The organism is Pseudomonas sp. SCA2728.1_7 (genome assembly GCF_018138145.1).
In the GTDB taxonomy this organism is placed as follows: Bacteria; Pseudomonadota; Gammaproteobacteria; order Pseudomonadales; family Pseudomonadaceae; genus Aquipseudomonas; species Aquipseudomonas koreensis_A.
Genome location: NZ_CP073104.1, coordinates 3,822,654 through 3,841,082, shown reverse-complemented (window position 1 = coordinate 3,841,082; position 18,429 = coordinate 3,822,654). Strand labels below are relative to the sequence as shown.

At 59.5% G+C, this 18,429-nt stretch carries 16 protein-coding genes; 10 read left to right on the top strand and 6 right to left on the bottom strand.

What is annotated here, in order from left to right; genetic code table 11:
* Positions 1–4: 4 nt before the first annotated feature.
* Genes KBP52_RS17085 through rfbC form a run of 4 tightly spaced genes read right to left on the bottom strand, consistent with a single transcriptional unit; the run spans position 5 to position 4,235 of the window.
* Positions 5–460 carry a YiiD C-terminal domain-containing protein gene (locus KBP52_RS17085; protein WP_077570258.1) on the bottom strand — a complete coding sequence of 152 codons (456 nt, stop codon included), beginning with the start codon at positions 458–460 and terminating at the stop codon, positions 5–7.
* The gene (locus KBP52_RS17080; RefSeq protein WP_116029299.1) at positions 457–1,842 is read right to left on the bottom strand and encodes a sigma-54 dependent transcriptional regulator; all 1,386 of its coding nucleotides are present in this window, start codon (positions 1,840–1,842) and stop codon (positions 457–459) included. Before KBP52_RS17080 ends, KBP52_RS17085 begins: the two co-directional genes overlap by 4 nt.
* Positions 1,839–3,647 (bottom strand): ATP-binding protein, encoded by a 1,809-nt coding sequence (locus tag KBP52_RS17075; protein WP_077570262.1) that lies wholly within the window; start codon positions 3,645–3,647, stop codon positions 1,839–1,841. Before KBP52_RS17075 ends, KBP52_RS17080 begins: the two co-directional genes overlap by 4 nt.
* A 42-nt stretch (positions 3,648–3,689) precedes the next feature.
* Positions 3,690–4,235 (bottom strand): dTDP-4-dehydrorhamnose 3,5-epimerase, encoded by a 546-nt coding sequence (gene rfbC / locus KBP52_RS17070; protein ID WP_077570264.1) that lies wholly within the window; start codon positions 4,233–4,235, stop codon positions 3,690–3,692.
* A gap of 166 nt (positions 4,236–4,401) precedes the next feature.
* Here rfbC and KBP52_RS17065 point away from each other — a divergent pair, with 166 nt between their 5' ends.
* The 4 genes from KBP52_RS17065 to KBP52_RS17050 all read left to right on the top strand — a co-directional run bounded on the left by KBP52_RS17065 (position 4,402) and on the right by KBP52_RS17050 (position 10,071).
* Positions 4,402–7,314: an aminotransferase gene (locus KBP52_RS17065; RefSeq protein ID WP_212620609.1), complete on the top strand. Its 2,913-nt coding sequence runs from the start codon at positions 4,402–4,404 to the stop codon at positions 7,312–7,314.
* 308 nt (positions 7,315–7,622) lie between these two features.
* Positions 7,623–8,501: an N-carbamoylputrescine amidase gene (gene aguB, locus KBP52_RS17060; RefSeq protein WP_007909107.1), complete on the top strand. Its 879-nt coding sequence runs from the start codon at positions 7,623–7,625 to the stop codon at positions 8,499–8,501.
* Between the two features lie 5 nt (positions 8,502–8,506).
* Complete coding sequence (gene aguA / locus KBP52_RS17055; protein ID WP_134176225.1) at positions 8,507–9,613, top strand: agmatine deiminase; 1,107 nt, start codon at positions 8,507–8,509, stop codon at positions 9,611–9,613.
* A 245-nt stretch (positions 9,614–9,858) separates the two neighbouring features.
* Positions 9,859–10,071 carry a hypothetical protein gene (locus KBP52_RS17050; RefSeq protein ID WP_016986304.1) on the top strand — a complete coding sequence of 71 codons (213 nt, stop codon included), beginning with the start codon at positions 9,859–9,861 and terminating at the stop codon, positions 10,069–10,071.
* Positions 10,072–10,246: 175 nt separating this feature from the next.
* On the opposite strand, the gene KBP52_RS17045 is transcribed toward KBP52_RS17050, so the two are convergent.
* Positions 10,247–12,340, bottom strand: coding sequence for a TonB-dependent siderophore receptor (locus KBP52_RS17045; RefSeq protein ID WP_212620608.1), 2,094 nt, complete (start codon positions 12,338–12,340; stop codon positions 10,247–10,249).
* Positions 12,341–12,592: 252 nt separating this feature from the next.
* On the opposite strand from KBP52_RS17045, the gene KBP52_RS17040 reads away from it, so the two are divergent.
* From KBP52_RS17040 to KBP52_RS17015, 6 genes are all read left to right on the top strand, one after another.
* Complete coding sequence (locus tag KBP52_RS17040; RefSeq protein ID WP_212620607.1) at positions 12,593–13,261, top strand: DsbA family protein; 669 nt, start codon at positions 12,593–12,595, stop codon at positions 13,259–13,261.
* Positions 13,262–13,558: 297 nt separating this feature from the next.
* Positions 13,559–14,863 carry an OprD family porin gene (locus KBP52_RS17035; protein ID WP_077570275.1) on the top strand — a complete coding sequence of 435 codons (1,305 nt, stop codon included), beginning with the start codon at positions 13,559–13,561 and terminating at the stop codon, positions 14,861–14,863.
* A gap of 232 nt (positions 14,864–15,095) precedes the next feature.
* Positions 15,096–15,842 carry a 2OG-Fe dioxygenase family protein gene (locus KBP52_RS17030; RefSeq protein WP_034151909.1) on the top strand — a complete coding sequence of 249 codons (747 nt, stop codon included), beginning with the start codon at positions 15,096–15,098 and terminating at the stop codon, positions 15,840–15,842.
* Positions 15,843–15,921: 79 nt separating this feature from the next.
* On the top strand, positions 15,922–16,299 hold the full coding sequence (locus KBP52_RS17025) for a GNAT family N-acetyltransferase (RefSeq protein ID WP_008080517.1): 378 nt from the start codon (positions 15,922–15,924) through the stop codon (positions 16,297–16,299).
* A complete protein-coding gene (locus KBP52_RS17020; protein ID WP_077570277.1) occupies positions 16,296–17,012 on the top strand; it encodes an AzlC family ABC transporter permease in 717 nt (238 codons plus the stop codon). Before KBP52_RS17025 ends, KBP52_RS17020 begins: the two co-directional genes overlap by 4 nt.
* Positions 16,991–17,308: an AzlD domain-containing protein gene (locus KBP52_RS17015; protein WP_007952614.1), complete on the top strand. Its 318-nt coding sequence runs from the start codon at positions 16,991–16,993 to the stop codon at positions 17,306–17,308. Before KBP52_RS17020 ends, KBP52_RS17015 begins: the two co-directional genes overlap by 22 nt.
* Here KBP52_RS17015 and KBP52_RS17010 read toward each other — a convergent pair.
* Positions 17,225–18,151, bottom strand: a complete 927-nt coding sequence (locus KBP52_RS17010) for a LysR family transcriptional regulator (protein WP_077570279.1) — start codon at positions 18,149–18,151, stop codon at positions 17,225–17,227. The two genes, KBP52_RS17015 and KBP52_RS17010, sit on opposite strands and share 84 nt — an antisense overlap.
* Positions 18,152–18,429: the final 278 nt, after the last annotated feature.

The window sequence follows — 18,429 nt, the reverse complement described above, 5'->3', positions numbered from 1 at the left end:
ATCTTCAGCGGTGTAAAACATACTGCCCGGTAAATGTCACGGCGTCCTCGTTGCTGCCCTGATTGACGATCCGCGTATCGAGCACCAACCGCGCCCGCCCATAACGCTGATACATCGCCAGAAACTTCTTCCACACCTTCGCATCGGGCGCCGGGCAAATTGCTACGGCATCGCCGGTCACGGGCAGTGGATAACGGATCTGTCCCTCCTGAATCACAATGTGCCCGTCGGTGATTCCTTCTTCTTTCAGACGCAAATGCAACCAGCCCCAACCGGCCAGCACCGCGCCGCAGTAAAGGCTGCCGCCGAACATGGTGCTCTTGTGATTGACGTTCGGATCCAGCGGTAAATGCAGACTCAATTGCTGCTCGCGCCAGTCGAGCACTTTGAGGCCCATGTCGCGGGTCAGTGGAATATCGTGATGGAGCACGGACTCCAGATAGTGACTGTCGGTGCTCATTCGTTCTCGTCCCCAGGATTGCTGTCGCCAAAGTTGAGGCCATGCTTGCGCAACTTGTCATGCAGGGTCTTGCGCGGAATGCCCAGGGCTTCGGCGAGGCTGCGCACCGAACTGTGGGAGCGCGCCAGTTCGGCCGCGATCAAGGATTTTTCGAAGTTTTCCACTTGCTCGCTGAGGCCGCCGTTGATGACTTCGACTGTGGTGTTACCCCCACCTTCGGCGCCAGCGTTATCCAGCGCCAGTTCCAGGCCAAGGGCGAAACGTTCGGCGGCATTCTGCAGTTCGCGCACGTTGCCCGGCCAGGTGTGACGCAGCAGCAAGGCGCGTTGTGCCGGTTGCAGTTCGTGAGGCGGCAGGCCGTGGCGGGCGCTGGCTTCATCGGCGTAATGCTGGAACAGCACCAGCGCATCTTCGCCGCGTTCGCGCAGCGGCGGAATGCGCAGCGGCGCAACGTTGAGGCGGTAATACAAGTCGGCGCGGAAGCGGCCCTGATCGGCGGCCTGGCGCAGGTCTTCCTTGGTCGCGGCGATCACGCGGATGTCCAGCGGGATCAGTTGATTGCCACCCAGACGCTCGACCACGCGCTCCTGCAGCATGCGCAGCAACTTCACCTGCACGTCCATGCTCATGCTTTCGATTTCATCAAGAAACAGCGTGCCGCCATTGGCGAATTCGAATTTGCCGATGCGGCGTTTTTGCGCGCCGGTGAACGCGCCCGGTTCGTGGCCGAACAGTTCGCTTTCCACCACCGACTCGGCCAGTGCGCCGGCGTTGATCGCCACGAACGGGCCGTTACGGCGGCTGGATAAATCGTGCAGCGCACGGGCGACCACTTCTTTGCCGGCGCCGGTTTCGCCGAGGATCAGCACGTCCGCCTTGGTCGCGGCCAGCGCACCGATCTGCTCACGCAAGCGCAGCATCGGCGTCGAATGGCCGACCAGCCGCGCACTCAGTTCATTGCGGTCGCTCAGGGCCAGGCGCAGGCTGCGGTTGTCCAGCACCAGTCGGCGCAGGGCCAGTGCGCGACGCACGCTGTCGAGCAGCGCGTCGCTGGCAAACGGTTTTTCAAGAAAGTCATAAGCGCCGGCACGCATGGCCTGCACCGCCAGCGGCACGTCGCCGTGGCCGGTGATCAGCAGCACCGGTAGTTCGGGATCCTGCGCGTGCAGTTCGCTGAGCAATTCGAGGCCATCCATGCCTGGCATGCGAATGTCGCTGACCACCACACCCGGCCAGTCACGCTCAAGCTGTGCGGCCAGGCCTTTGGCTTCGGACAGCGGCAGAATTTTCAGCCCTGCCAGATCCAGTGTCTGACCAAGGGCCTGACGCAGGTGCGGATCGTCGTCGATCAACACCACCTGAATGCGATTGTCGATGGTCATGCACTTCGATCCTCGGACGGTTGCAGGCTGACCCCGGGCGCACCGGCGCGCAGCCGCAGGGTAATCAAGGCGCCACCTTGCTTGTGGTTGGCGAACGACAGTTCACCGCCGAAGGCGCGCATCAGCGTTTCACAAATGGCCAGACCCAGCCCCAGGCCCTGAGTGCGGGTCTTGGTGGTGTAGAAAGGCTCACTGGCGCGGCCGAGGGCTTCCATGCAGAACCCCGGGCCGTTGTCGCGAATGTACAGATTGACGCCCTCGGTGGTGGATTCGGCACTCAACCACAATTTGCGCGGCGGGCCTTTTTCGGTAAGGGCATCGAGAGCGTTGGCGAGCAGGTTGCCGAGCACTTGGCGCAGACGCGTTTCCCCGGCCTCGACCCACAGGGTGGCGGCCGGCAGATCGCGGATCAGCTCGACTTCCATGCTCCGGCGCCGTTTGGCCAGCAGTGCCAAGGCATCGTCGAGCGCCGGTTGCAGGGCAACGCTTTCCGGCGCGTGGCGATCACGGCGGGCAAAGGCGCGCAGATGGGCGATGATCGAGGCCATGCGCCCGGTCAGTTCGCTGATCAGTTTGAGGTTGCCGCGCGCATCGTCGGTGCGCTGATGATCGAGCAACACCTCGGCGTTTTCCGCGTAGCTGCGGATCGCTGCCAGCGGCTGATTGAGTTCGTGGCTGATGCTTGCGGACATCGTCCCCAGCGCCGACAGCTTGCCGGCCTGAACCAAATCATCCTGGGCGCGCACCAGCTCTTGCTGGGCCTGTTCACGCTCCAGCACTTCCTCCTTCAGGCGCCGGTTGAGGCCTTCGAGGTCGCTGGTGCGTTCCGCCACGCGGCCTTCCAGTTCTCGGCGTGCCTTGGCTTCAAAGGCAATGCGTTCGAGATAGTGGCGGCGGCGCTGCATCATCAGACCGAGCAACAACATCACCACCAGCAGCGTGGCGCCGCCGATCGCAACCACGGTGCGCACCGGACGGTCGATCAGCGTACGCGGCGCGAGGATGCTCACGCTCCAGCCGGTTTCGGCGATGTCGTGGGTCTGGATCAGCCACGCGCTGGGGCTGAGGTTCAATGGACGTGGCTCACGGGTAGGGTAAGGCTGGATGGCGGTGATCGCTGAGCGTTCGCCGTCGCTCAAGTTACGGGTCGAGCGAAAGCGCCATTCCGGACGCGAGGTGAGAATGACCACGCCGTTGTGGTCGGTCACCAGCAGTTGTTCCGGAGTTTTGCCCCACAGGCTTTCGGTGTGGTCGAGGTCGACCTTGATCACCAGCACGCCGATGATTTTTTCGCCGTTGCGCACGGCGGCGGCGAAGAAGTAACCACGCTTGGCCGAGGTGGTGCCGAGACCGAAAAAGCGCCCGAGGCGTCCGGCCATGGCTTCACTGAAATACGGGCGGAAGGAGAAGTTGCGACCGACAAAACTGTCGTGCTTGTCCCAATTCGACGCTGCCAGCGTCTGGCCGCTGGTGTCCATCAGGTACATGACTTCGGCGCCGGTCTGCGCAGCGATGTTCTTCAGCAGACGGTTGGCATTGCCTTGGGTGACGCCGTCGTCCGGTGCGCCGAGGACCGAGCGCAGGGCCGGCAGGTCGCCGAGAATCTGTGGTAACACTTCGTAGCGGTGCAGGGTGCCCAACAGGTTGGCGACGTACAGGTCGAGGGTCTGACGGTTCTGGCCGGCCAGTTCGCTGCGGTAATAGCGCTCGGCCAGATGTTCTAGCGGCCACAACAGCGGCGCCAGACACAGGGCCAGCAGGGCGAGGCTGCGCCAACGAGGTCTGCGGGGAAGGGTTGGTTTCATGAGCCGGATGCGCCTGAGATGTCAGGCGCATTATGCCTAGGCTCAGGCGAAGACGTCAGCGTCCTTGAGCAGCGCTGCGGCTTGATCCTTGGCGGACAGCTTCGGCGCTTCGTCCAGCTGCCAGTCGATGCCCAGAGCGGGATCATCCCAGCGAATGCTGCGCTCGGACGATGGGTCGTAGTAGTTGGTGGTCTTGTAGAGGAATTCAGCGAACTCGCTCAGCACCACGAAACCATGGGCGAAACCTTCCGGTACCCACAGTTGGCGATGATTGTCGGCAGAAAGACGTACCGCTACGGATTTGCCGAAGTGCGGCGAGCTGCGGCGAATATCCACGGCCACATCCAATACTTCGCCAACGGTCACGCGGACCAGTTTGCCCTGGGTGTTTTGCAGTTGGTAATGCAGGCCACGCAACACGCCTTTTTGCGAACGCGAGTGGTTGTCCTGGACGAATTGCGTGTCCAGACCGGTGGCGTCCTGGAACGCTTTGGCATTGAAGCTCTCGTAGAAAAAACCGCGCTCGTCACCAAACACCTTCGGTTCGATGATCAGGACACCGGGCAGGTCGGTGGTGATTACATTCATGAGGATTTCCATAGGCAGGTGTGAATGGCCGACATTCTTGCGCAAAGTGTCCAAGGGTGCGAGTGCCGGAAGAGAAATAGCCCCGATACCTTTACGCGGTTGGGGGTTGCGGATCCTGTGAAGCAATGGCGATATAGGCGCCTAATAAAATTTCAGGGGTCGTTTCATGCCGCTCGCCACGTTGATTCATCGCGCCAGTTTGCCCAGCCCGCAGGTTTCTGCGGAGCAGGCCCTGCAATGGTTGGCGGAGCATTACGGACTCAGCGGCACGTTGCAGGCCCTTGGCAGTCAGCAGGATCTGAACTTTCGCGTCGACAGCCCGCGCGGGCGGTTTGTGCTGAAAATCTGCCGTGGCGATTACGCCCTGGTGGAGCTGCAAGCCCAACACGCCGGTCTCAAATACCTGGCCGAGCATTCTGCGGTGACGGTGCCGCGGGTGATCGCGGCCAATAATGGCGAGGATCTGCTGTCGCTGGAAGTCGGCGGCGAAGCGGTTCATGTGCGGCTGCTGGATTACATCGAGGGCCAGCCGCTGACGCATCTCGATCACTTGGGTCGTGATGTGGTGGCGGGGTTCGGCCGGCTCTGCGGTGAGATGGATCTGGCGCTGGCCGGGTTCGACCATCCGGGCCTTGAGCGCACGTTGCAGTGGGATGCGCGCCACGCCAGCGCACTGATCAGCCATCTGCTGCCGGTGATCAAGGATGAGCAGCAACGCGCATTGATTGCCGATGCGGCAGAACAGGCCGAGCGCCGCTTGCAACCGTTGCAGGGCAAACTGCCGGTGCAGGCGATCCACATGGACATCACCGATGACAACGCTGTCTGGGCGCGCGATGCCCAGCGGCACTGGCAATTGCAGGGCGTGATCGACTTTGGCGATCTGGTACGCACCTGGCGCATCAGCGATCTGTCGGTGACTTGTGCGGCGTTGTTGCATCACGCTGGTGGTGATCCGTTTGTCATCCTGCCGGCGGTTCAGGCTTACCACGCGGTCAACCCGTTGCAACACGAAGAGTTGCAAGCGCTGTGGCCATTGATCGTCGCGCGTGCGGCGGTGCTGGTGCTCAGTGGTGAGCAACAGGTCAGCATCGACCCGACGAATATTTACAGCCGCGACAACCTCACCCATGAGTGGGAAATCTTCCGCGTGGCCACTTCGGTGCCGCAGGCGCTGATGGAAGCGGCGATCCTCACGGCCGTCGGTCACAGCTTGCCGGCGATCGACGGCGAAGGTTTTGCGCCCTTGCTGCCCGGTCTGGTCGGGCGTGAATTTGCCCTGATCGATCTCGGTGTCCTCAGCCCGCATTTCGAGGCCGGCAACTGGGAGCAGGCAGGCATCGATCAGCACCTGTTGAACGAAGCGGCAGCTGCCCATGGTTTGGCGGCAAGCCGTTACGGTCAGTACCGTTTGTCGCGCACTCGTCCCGACAGTGCCGTAGAGCCGGACACGTTCCCGCTGCACGTGGAATTGCGCGTGCCCGATGGCAGCACCGTGGAGGCGCCATTCGCTGGCGTCGTACATCAAGCCGCAGACGGTGTGCTGCAACTGGATGGCCCGCAACTCAGCGTGCGCCTGTGGGGCGTAACACCGTCGCTGCACAGTGGCGCGGCGCTGGTCAAAGGTCAGGTGCTGGGCGCGGTCAGCGGCCCGTTGCGGGTGCAGTTGTGCCGTGGCGCGCAACTCAATGCGCCGTTGTTTTGCACCCCTGCGCTTGCAGCGGCGTGGCAGGCCCTGTGCCCGTCGCCAGCGGCGTTGTTAGGACTGGCCTGCGATGCCGAGCCGGAGCTGGACGCGAAAACCCTGCTCGAACGCCGCGACGCCAGTTTCGCTCGCACGCAAAAGCACTACTACGTCGACCCGCCGCGCATCGAACGTGGCTGGCGCAATCACCTGATCGACATGCAGGGCCGTTCCTATCTGGACATGCTCAACAACGTGGCAGTGCTCGGTCACGGTCACCCGCGCATGGCAGCGGTCGCGGCTCGCCAGTGGTCGTTGCTCAACACCAACTCGCGGTTCAACTATGCGGCGGTGGCGGAGTTTTCCGAGCGCTTGCTGAAATTGGCGCCGGAAGGCATGAATCGAGTGTTTCTGGTCAACAGCGGCAGCGAGGCCAATGACCTGGCGATTCGTCTGGCGTGGGCCTATAGCGGCGGGCGCGACATGATCAGCGTGCTTGAGGCCTATCACGGCTGGACGGTCGGTGCCGATGCGGTATCGACGTCAATCGCCGACAACCCGAAAGCCTTGGAAAGCCGCCCGGACTGGGTGCATCCGGTACCTGCGCCAAACACGTATCGCGGTGAATTCCGCGGTCTCGATTCAGCGCCGGATTATGTGCGCAGCGTTGAGCACCACCTGGAAAAACTCGCCGAGCAGAAGCGCCAATTGGCCGGGTTTATCTGCGAGCCGGTGTATGGCAATGCCGGCGGTATCTCGCTGCCGCCGGGATATTTGAAACAGGTGTACGGGTTGGTGCGCGCGCAGGGCGGCGTGTGCATCGCCGACGAAGTGCAGGTCGGGTACGGGCGCATGGGGCATTTCTTCTGGGGCTTTGAAGAGCAGGGCGTGGTGCCGGACATCATCTGCATGGCCAAGGGCATGGGCAACGGTCAACCGCTGGGTGCGGTCATCACGCGGCGGGAAATTGCCGAGGCGCTGGAGGCCGAGGGTTATTTCTTTTCGTCGGCGGGCGGTAGTCCGGTCAGTTGCCAGATCGGCATGGCGGTGCTCGATGTGATGGAAGAAGAAAAACTCTGGGAGAACGCGCAGGTGGTCGGTGGCCACTTCAAGGTGCGACTCGAAGCGTTGATCGATAAACATCCGCTGGTGGGCGCGGTGCACGGCTCCGGGTTTTATCTGGGGCTTGAGTTGATCCGCAACCGCGAGACGCTGGAGGCGGCGACCGAAGAAACTGCGTTGCTGTGCGATCGCCTGCGCGAGTTGGGGATTTTCATGCAGCCGACCGGCGATGATCTGAACATTCTCAAGATCAAGCCACCGATGGTGACGTCGCGTCAGAGTGTGGATTTCTTTGTCGACATGCTTGATCGGGTCCTCAGCGAAGGCCTGTAAGCCCTCACGCTGACCTCCTGTGGGAGCGAGCCTGCTCGCGAAAGCGGTTTCTCATTCAACAACTGTGTTGATTGATCAATCGCCTTCGCGAGCAGGCTCGCTCCCACATTTGTTTTGGGTTTCTAATTCGATTTGTATCGGTATTTATTGAATTTATTTAGACGAAAGGCATTTAACAAGCTTCTAAAGCCGATATTTATCGGCTATAAAGTCGCCATTGCTCCGGCATGGCGATCTCATGTTCGGTGCGCGCGTTTTTCTTTTCGGTCGAATTGTCGACCGTCAAAGCACTTGCCCGGAGATGATTCATGAGCCGTATCGTTACCGTTGCCGCCACTCAGATGGCCTGTTCCTGGGATCTGCAAGCCAACCTCGAAATCGCTGAAAGGCTGGTGCGCGAAGCCGCCGCCAAAGGCGCGCAGATCATCCTGATTCAGGAGCTGTTCGAGGCGCCGTACTTCTGCCAGAAGCCAAACCCGGACTACCTGCAACTGGCGACGACGGTGGAAGAAAACGTCGCGATCAAACATTTCCAGAAAATCGCCAAAGAGCTGCAAGTGGTGCTGCCGATCAGCTTCTACGAATTGGCCGGCCGTGCGCGTTTCAACAGCATCGCGATCATCGACGCCGACGGCAGCAACCTCGGGATTTATCGTAAAAGCCACATCCCGGACGGCCCGGGTTACCACGAGAAGTACTACTTCAACCCGGGCGACACCGGTTTCAAAGTGTGGAACACCCGTTACGCGAAGATCGGCGTGGGCATCTGCTGGGATCAGTGGTTCCCGGAAGCTGCACGCAGCATGGCCTTGCAAGGCGCTGAAATACTCTTTTATCCAACCGCAATCGGCAGCGAGCCGCACGACAAAACCATCTCCTCGCGCGATCACTGGCAGCGCGTGCAGCAGGGTCATGCCGGCGCCAACCTGATGCCGTTGATCGCCAGTAACCGCATCGGCAACGAAGAACAGGACGGCTACGACATCACGTTCTACGGCTCTTCGTTCATCGCCAACCAGTTTGGCGAAAAAGTGCAGGAGCTGAATAAAACCGAAGAAGGTATTCTTGTGCACACTTTCAACCTCGACGAGCTCGAACACATTCGCAGCGCGTGGGGTTCATTCCGTGACCGCCGTCCGAACCTGTACGGCGCGTTGAAAACCCTCGACGGTTCCCTGGAGTCCTGATCCCGATGACCACCTTGAAAAGTACCCCGCGCGCCGACGGCTTTCACATGCCGGCCGAGTGGGCGCCGCAGACGCAGACCTGGATGATCTGGCCCGAGCGCCCGGACAACTGGCGTCTGGGCGGCAAACCGGCGCAAGCCGCACACGCAGCGGTGGCCAAAGCCATCGCGCGTTTTGAACCGGTGACCGTGGCCGTGTCCGCCGGCCAATACGAAAACGCCCGCGCGCGCCTCGACGTGCCGAATATCCGCGTGGTCGAGATGTCCAGCGATGACGCCTGGGTACGCGACAGCGGCCCGACCTTCGTCATCAACAACAGCGGCGAAGTGCGCGGTGTGAACTGGGACTTCAACGCCTGGGGCGGTTTCGACGGCGGTCTGTACTCGCCGTGGAATCGTGATTCGCAGGTCGGCGGCAAGATCCTCGAGATCGAGCGCAGCCCGCGTTATCGCACAGAAGGTTTCGTGCTCGAAGGCGGTTCGATTCACGTCGACGGCGAAGGCACACTGATTACCACCGAAGAATGCCTGCTCAACCGCAATCGCAACCCGCATCTGGGCCGCGAAGAAATCGAAGCGGTGCTCAGCGCCAATCTGGCTGTGGATAAAATCATCTGGCTGCCGGACGGTTTGTTCAACGACGAAACCGACGGCCATGTGGATAACTTCTGCTGCTACGTGCGTCCGGGCGAAGTGCTGCTGGCGTGGACCGACGATCCGCAGGATCCGAACTACCCGCGCTGCCAGGCGGCGATGAAAGTCCTGCAAAGCAGCACCGACGCCAAGGGTCGCCCATTCACGGTGCACAAAATGCCGATTCCGGGGCCGCTGTACGCGACCGAAGAAGAGTGCGCCGGTGTCGATCCGGTGGACGGCACCCAGGAGCGCAATCCGTCCGTGCGTCTGGCTGGTTCCTACGTGAACTTCCTGATCGTCAACGGCGGCATCATCGCGCCGAGCTTCGACGATCCGATGGACGCGCCGGCGAAAGAGATTCTGCAGAAGCTGTTCCCGCAGCACGAAGTGGTGCTGGTGCCGGGCCGCGAACTGTTACTGGGTGGCGGCAATATCCACTGCCTTACCCAACAGCAACCCGCGCCGCACAAAGAGTGAGTTGAGTCGTAACAGCTTGAGTTGTTTAACAAATCAGCCGGGCAGTGATTAGCTCGCTATACATCAACTGAGGCCCGCAGCCCGACAGGACTGCGGGCTTCTTTGTATCCGCTTGTCGACAAATGAGAAACCTTGGCATAGGTCTTGTATCCGACTAAGGGCACTAGGGAGGGGGAAGAACTTCAACAGTTCTGTCATAAACCTTGGATAACGTAGCCGCTCACGAACGGGGAGAGAGCGCTGAAATGAACGCCGAAGTGAACGTAGTCAGCGAGCGGACGTTGCATCCCATGGCCGTTAACGGCGAATCGCTCCAGATTGTCGCGCACTGGTTGAAGTCCAATGGAACGCGTCAGATCAGGCAACCTGATCCGCGCCGGATGATGATCGAGCGTTACCCCGCTGACCTGTTCAGCGAGGCCGAACTGGACGCGTTGTGGGCTGTGATGGAAGGATAAGAAGAACAACAGGGATTGGTAAAAGCGCTGCCGGGATGGCGGCGCTTTTTTATGCACGACACAAAACCCATTGTAGGAGTGAGCCTGCTCGCGATAGCGGTGCGTCAGTCGCCATCAACATTCACTGGCACACCGCTATCGCGAGCAGGCTCACTCCTACAGGTTTTGCGTTGAATCAGAAGGAATAGGTGCCGGTCATCACGACGCTACGTGGCGCACCCGGCTGGATTTGATACTGGCTGGTCGCCGACGCGTAATACTCACGATCGGTGATGTTGTTCAGCGCCGTACGCAAATCCCAATCCTTGAAGCGGTAGCCGACCAGCGCATCCCAACGGCCATAACCCGGCAACACGGTGGTGTTGGCGTTATCGGCATAGCGCTGGCCAACCAGGGTCAGACCGGTTTCGCCATACCAGCCCATCTCCGGTTTCCAGGTCAGGAACAGGCTGCCGTTGTGCTTGGCGACGTTATTGATGCGTTTGCCTTCCAGGCCGTTGTTGTCCTTCTCGATCTTCGCGTCCTGCATGCCGACGCCACCGCGCATGTACCAGTTGCCGACAATGTTGCCAGTGGCCGTCAACTCGATCCCGCGCGAGCGCTGCAGACCGGACATCACGGTCAAGGTCGGGTCGTTTGGATCGGTGGTGCGGCGGTTGTAGAGTTCCAGGTCATAGATCGCCAGCGTGGTACTCAAGCGGTCATCGAACCAGTCGCTCTTCACGCCGATCTCTTTCTGCTTGGTCAATTCGGGGCTGAGGTCGTTGGTGTTGCCGGCCGCGCCTGGGGTGATGCCGATCAAGCCGCCGCCCACTGGCGAAAACGTTTTGGACCATGAGGCGTAGAACGAATGGTTCTGCAGCGGCGTCCAGACCAGGCCGACGCGCGGGCTGGTGCTGTGGCTGTCGCGGTCTTCCGAGATGTTGCGCAGCTTGTTGGTCGACTCGATATCGAAGGTGTCGTAGCGTAAACCGGCGAGCAGTTGCCATTGGTCGTTCAGGCGCAACTGATCCTGCACGTACACCGCGCGGCTTTCGACTTCGGTGTGGCTGCTGCTGGAAACCTGCATGCTGCCGGTGTGGCGCAGATCGCGATTCGGGTTGTACAGGTCGAGCGACGGCACAGGCTGAGCGCCCGGGGTTCTGCCGGTGGCGGCGTTGTACAGCGTCGGATCGCGGCGCTGACTGCCGATCTCGATGCCGGTCAGCAGACGATGTTCAAGGCCGAAGGTATCGAATCCGCCCTCGAGTTCAACGTTGTTATAGACGTTGCGAGTGGTCAGATCCTGCTGCCAGTGCTGACGCGTGACCTTGTTGGTCGCCGGCGTGTAACCGGTGAGGTAGGTGTTGTCGAAATCGCTGTCGAGCTTGAACACGCCGAGGGTCTGGCGCAGTTGCCAGTTGTCGTTGATTTCGTAGGTGAGTTTCGAGCGCAGCGATTGCGACTTGTCATCAATGAAGTCGTGATCGTTGCCGTAGGTGGTGTCGCGACCTACGTCGGCCGGACGCCCGTTGACCCCAGGGATGCCGCGATCCGGGGTGCGGTTGTAGCGGCTGTATTCGTACTGCACCAGCCAGTTCAGATCCGGCGTCAGTTGCCAGCTCATCGACGGCGCGAATAGCTGGCGATTGCCGCTGACGCCGTCACGGAAACTGTTTTCATCCATGTTGCCCATGTTCAGTCGCAGGCTGATGTTTTCGCTCGGGTCGGTGCTGAGGTCGGCATAAAGACTGCGCAAATCTTCGCTGCCACCCTGCGCTTCGATGGTCGAGCGGCGGCCGAACTCGGGCATCTTGCTCACGCGGTTGACGATCCCGCCCTGACTGCCGCGGCCGTACAGCACGGCGGCCGGGCCTTTGAGTACTTCGACGCGTTCGATGTTGTGCAGGTCGCGCTTGTATTGGCTGTCGTCGCGGATGCCGTCGAGATAGAAATCGTTGCTGGCATCGAAGCCGCGAATGCGCAGGCTGTCGAAGCGAGTGTCGGCGCTGCTGCTGACGTTGGGCATGCCGCTCAAGGCGTCGGCGATGTCATTGGTGCCGTAGTTGGCGACGTTCGAGGTCTTGATCGAATCGATCGTCTGCGGCACATAGCGCACGGGTGTCGAGGTGCGGGTCGCGGTGCTGCTGAGCTTTACCCGTGGGTCATCGGCTTGCGCTTCGGCGCTGATCGCGGTGGCGGGTAACTCGGTCGCGGAGTAGGCAAAGCCGCTGGACAGAAAAGCAGAAAGCCCAAGAGTGACGGGCGTAAGACGGAACGGGGCAGGCATTGAACAGCGCATCCGAAAGGGTGGAAGAATTCGATCGCACGAATGGTAATGCTTTGCATTTACTTCCGTTAATTATTCCTTATAAGTTCCCTTGTCTGATTGTTTCAATTTGTGTCCATGTCGACACAATCTGACCGGTCGGCCCATTCGACCGATTCATGAAACAGACTGAAAGCCTTTCCAGCGTTTTTCCCCATGAGTGCAGGGACTAATCTGCCGCCATCGATTCCTCAGTTTTGCTGGAGCTTCCCCATGATTCTTCATTACGTCTACGACCCGTTGTGCGGTTGGTGCTATGGCGCCAAGCCGCTGATTGAAGCCGCACAACAGGTGCTGCCAGTGCTCGCCCATGCCGGGGGCATGATGAGTGGCGCCAACCGCCAGCCGGTCTCCTCGCAACTGCGCAATTACGTCATGCCCCACGACCGACGCATTGCCGAGTACACCGGCCAGCCTTTTGGCGAATCTTATTTCGACGGACTGCTGCGCGATCACTCTGCGGTGTTCGATTCGACGCCACCGATTGCGGCGGTCATGGCGGCCGAAGCCATCGACCGAGGCGGTTTGCGCATGCTGGGGCGGTTGCAGACAGCGCACTATGTGGAAGGGCGACGCATTGCCGATTCAGCCGTGCTGTTGGAATTGGCCATGCAGATGGGCTATGCGCAGGAAGATTTCCACATTGCGTTTGAGTCCGTTGATAGCGAGGGGCATATAAAAGCCAGTCGCCAGTTTTTGGCTCAATTGGGCGGTCAGGGTTTTCCAACGATTGCTCTGGAGCAGAACGGCACGTTCCAGTTGATCGACATCAGCCCCTGGCTGGGCAAACCGCAGGCATTTGCCGATTGGTTGCAGCAGGCAATCGTCCTCGATGAAACCGGTAAAACTTCTGCATTTTGTTCTATCGATGGTTGCGCCTGATACGCGCTGGATTCACTGGCTGTTTGCATTTCCCAGCAAGGACTCAGCGCAAAATTTACGTTTCTTAGACGATTTTTACCTATTTAAAGACGATTCTTGAAATTGACACATTGTTGAGGGCGCGGCTACGATTCGGCCCAACGCCTGTGGCCAACCGCCATGACTCAAAACAAGGAGCAGGCCCGCCATCACGTTATCGTGGGCGGGCCTTTTTGTTTCGGGGTGAATAAAAGAGTGCAAAAGCGCCGTTTCCGCCGTTCGACACAGCGCGTTTCAACCCGTAATAAGGAAAACAAAATGTTGAACAAGCGAATCAGTCTGATCGCACTGGGGATGTTGAGTGCCACTCAGGCCATGGCTAACGACCAGGCCGAGTCCAAGGGTTTTGTTGAGGACAGCAGCCTCAAAGTGCTGCTGCGCAATGCCTACATCAATCGTGATTACAAAGACGGCAACAAAGACAAAGCCGAGTGGGGCCAAGCGGCCATCGGTACGTTCTCGTCCGGCTTCACCCAAGGCACCGTGGGTGTCGGTGTCGACGCTTTCGGTCTGTACGCGCTGCGTCTGGATGGCGGCAAGGGCCGCAGCGGCGCCGGTGGTATCGATTTCTTCAAGCAGGAAAATGACGGTCGCGCGAACCATGACATAGCGAAGGGCGGTGCCGCAGTTAAGTTCCGCTTCTCCAACACCGTGTTGACCTACGGCGACCAGATGCCGGCCCTGCCGGTGCTGAACTACGACAACTCCCGCCTGCTGCCGGAAAGCTACACCGGTACCCTGATCACTTCCAAAGAGATCAAAGGCCTGGAACTGAACGCCGGTCGTTTCACCGCTGAATCGCGCAAGAGCGATGAAGGCCGTGACAGCGGTGGTCTGAAGTCGATCAACGTGTTGGGCGGTAGCTACCAGTTCACCGAGAACTTCAAAGGTGCGTTGTACGCTTCCGACGTCGAAGACGTATTGAAGAAACAATACGTGAACGCCAACTACGTGCTGCCGTTCAACAAGGATCAGTCGCTGACCCTGGACTTCAACGGTTACCGCACCAAGCTCGACAGCTCGTACGTTCGCGAAAACACCATTCCCGGCGAAAGCATCGTGACCGGTCGCGACAACAAGATCTGGAGCCTGGCTGCAACGTTCGCCACTGGCCCACACTCGTTCACCGTGGCCCACCAGCGTTCCACCGGCGACAGCAACCTCGGCTACGCCTACGGTGGTTACCAGAAAGATCAACATCGCGTTGGCGACGGTGGTAACACCATCTACCTGGCCAACTCCTACTGGTCCGACTTCAACGCTGAAGACGAACGCAGCTGGCAGTTGGGCTACGGCCTCGACTTCGGCGCTTTCGGCGTACCGGGTCTGAGCTACAACTTCGCTTACGTGCGTGGCGACAACATCACCACTTCCACCAGCGAAGGCGGCACCGAGCGCGAGATCTTCAACCAGTTCAAATACGTCGTGCAATCTGGCCCGGCCAAAGACCTGAGCGTGAAATTGCGCAGCTCGATCCTGCGTGTTTCGCAGAAATCCAGCGAGTACAACGTCAGCGGTAACGAACTGCGTGTATTCGTGGACTACCCGATCAACATCTTCTGATGCCTGATCAAGTGTAAGAAACATGAGAAAAACCCCGACTGGTTCGGGGTTTTTTTTCGACGGTTTTTCGATGAAAACCGGAAAAAACCCGTGTTTTTGTCATGTAAAAGTTGTTTTTGAGGCGCTGCAAACTCCGTTTCAAACAGGGCTTTAAATGCCTGAAATTCTTTCTCATGGACGCAAATTCTCCACCTAATAGATTAGGCCGCTCAACGCAGCGGAGAATTTGGTAATGATCGTTTTGAACAGAGAAGTGGGCGAATCGCTACGGCGCGACAAATATGTCAACGTCCAGGGTGGTGACTTCAATCTCTACGGTCATTTTGCCGACTTCGTCAGACTGACCAAAAGTTGGGAAAACATGGAGCCTGACAGCTACTACGGTCAGGCCGAAGCCGGCATGCGTTACCGTCGTTACAGCGACTTCGAGTACAACCCCAAGACTCGCGAGCTGAAGCAGCTCGAACATCGCGCCTACGTGCAGTCGAAAGAGAACAACGCTTATGTTGGCGGCCTGGTACGGCACTTCCAGGACTTCTCCGATGAAGTGATTACTTCACCGGTGATGCGCAGCCTGATCGACACCGATTTCGAAGTGTACAAAAGCGTGCTGCCGGAAGAGCTGCACGATGAAATCTGGCAGTGCCAGATTCATCAGATCCGCATCGAGATCAAACCCGGCAAACAGCTGGAAATCACCCCTGAAGGGATTCACTGCGACGGTTATCCGTTCAGCGGTGTGCACTTCTGGGGCCGCAATAACGTCGAGGGTGCGGAGAGTCGCTTGTACGACATCCACGAGCATCAACTGGCGTCGACCACCTACCAGGAAATTCTCGACACCACTTACTTCCTCGACCGCGACATGCGCCACTACGTGACCCCGGCGCGTAACACCCACACGCATGCCATGGCGTATCGGCAGATTCTGGCGATTTCCTTCTCGCGGCCCGGGACCGCTTTCGACATTGTTCGCTAATCAGATCACCCCAATCGACGGCGTCGAGTGCTCGACGCCGGTGGTGCTGCGACGCGCCACGGCCAAGGATGCGCAGCGCATGGAGCGCTTCTTCCGCCAGTTCGACGAAGTGTCCTTCTGCGAATGGCAGGACGCCAAGTGCCTGCGCGGCGTGCTGATCCAGAAAACCACCACGGCCTATCTCGCCTTCGACGTCGCTGGCGAAATCGTCGGTGCGGTGCTTGGTGGCATGCTCGGCAGTCGCGGCACCATCAACCACTTGGCCGTCAGCCCGCGCTATCGCAGCCAAGGCGTCGGTCAACGACTGGTTGAAGCGGCGTCGTCGGACATGAAACGTGTCGGTGTGTTACGGATGTTTCTGTTCGTCGACGATGCTAACCTCGCGGGCAAGCGTTTTTGGACTGCCCAGGGTTTTTGCGAGCCCCACGGCGAACGGACATTTGAGAGGGATCTATGAATGAAACGTCCGGCAGTGCGCCGCTGATGGCTGCCCATCAGCCATCGCGCACATTTGCCGAAGCCAGCCCGGTCGTCGCCGGTTACTTCACGGTGTCATTCGTGTTCGGGCTGATGGCCGTCAACGCCGGGCTGCCGATGTGGCTGCCGGTGGCGATGTGTCTGTTCGTGTATGCCGGCGCTTCGCAATTCGCCGCGCTGGCGCTGATCTCCAGCGGCGCCTCGCTGACCACCATTGTTCTGACCACGTTCCTGATCAACGCGCGGCATATGTTGATGTCGGTTTATATGGCCAAGGCCCTGCGCGCACTCGGTTTGAGCCGGATGGAGCGCTGGGCTTACGCCGGTGGCCTGACGGATGAATCCTTCGCTTTCCACAGCGTTAAACTCGGCACTGGCGCACCGGTCAACGTGCGTTATCTGATCGGCTTCAATCTGTTCTGCCACACCTCGTGGGTGCTCGGCGGTTTGCTCGGCGCGGTTTGCGCGCAGTACGCGGCGCACCTGATCAAATATCAGCTCGACTACGCCCTGACGGCGATGATGCTCTACGTGCTGGTGTCGCTGTGCAATACGCGCAACAAACTCATCGCCGCCGCCGCTGCCGTGGTCTGCATGGGCGCACTGAGTCTGGTCGGCAGTTCGCCGTTCAATGTGTTTATCGCCACGTTTGTGGGCTGCGGAGTGGGTGTATGCCTGACCAAACGTTCCTGATTCTGGTGGTCGCGCTGATGATGGCGGTGACTTTCCTGCCACGCGCGCTGCCACTGCAAGTCAACACTGAGCACTGGCCGCCGTTCGTTGCGCGGGCGCTGGAGTACCTGCCGGTGGCGATCGTCGCTGCGATCAGCCTGACACCCTTGTTGATCAAGGATCAGCACATACAGCTCGATCGCCCGGAATTTTATGCCGCGATTCCGACGTTGTTATGTGCGTATTTCAGCAAAAACCTCTTTCTCAGTGTGGCGGTTGGGACGGCTGCGTACATTGCGCTCGGCTCGTTCATGTAACGGCAGGTCAACAACGTCGCTGAGCGCCTGGTTCGACAACTCCGGATTGTTCACCGCCAGGCGCACTTCGAGGAAATCCTCGAAACCGGGGAAAATCGTCAGGCCGTTCTTCTGCGCGGCCTCCCGCGAAACCATGCCGACCGCGTCCATCTGCGTGATCAGCGACAGCGTCAGGGTCTCGCTGCACGAATAGACCATGCGCTGGCCGTTCTCGTGATTGCCCAGCCCGGCGTCGAGAAAACGCAAAAAGCTGTGGGAATACGGACAATCTTCCGCAGGACGAACCTGAAACTTGTTGCCCAGCAACGTCAGCGGATCGTTCTCCTGCCCGCAATGCGCACCGACGACTTGTACCTGCACCTCCGGCAAGACAATGCTCGGCAGCCCCGGCCGCTGCGGACCGATCAGCACCGCCAGGTCGAAGTCTTCATTCTTCAGCTTGCTGAGATTTTCCATCGACTCGGCGTAGCTGAATTCCATCTGATAATCGGGAAACACCTCGATCAGGCGTCCGATCATTCGCCGATTGAAATCAGGCGACAGGGTGTTGTTCAACGCAACCTTCAACGTGCGCTGCCCCGGCACTTTCAATGCCTCGACTTTCTCTTCCATCTGTCGCGTGGCAATCAGCACTTTGTCCATATACGGCGTCAGCTCGGTGCCTTGCGGCGTCAGCGTCAGACCTTTGTTGGAACGTCGAAACAAGCGGAAACCGAACTGCTCTTCGACCTTGTTCAACTGCGCGGCCAACGCCTGCACAGTCAGGCACGAATGCTCGGCTGCGGCCGACAACGAGCCGGTCTGCACGATGCGCATGAGGTTGCGTAAGGTTCTGCTATCCATGGGTAATGCCCTCTGAAGTGGGCTGGGTATTGTTGTTTACGAGACTGCCGGTCAGGCGCCATATGCTGGCTATATTCCTGCACCTGAGCATAGTTGTCGCGGGTTTAGTAGCGAATTGATGTCCTCGCCGATGGCTGGAGGCTGACACAGAATCGGGGTTTTTGGTGACGTGGGGGTGATGGGGGTCAAAAAAAGTGCGTGGTTTTGGTGCGAGGGGGCGATTTTTCACGGGGAAAAGGCTGACAACGTTAGTGGTTTTGGCCTGCGAAAAACGTGGA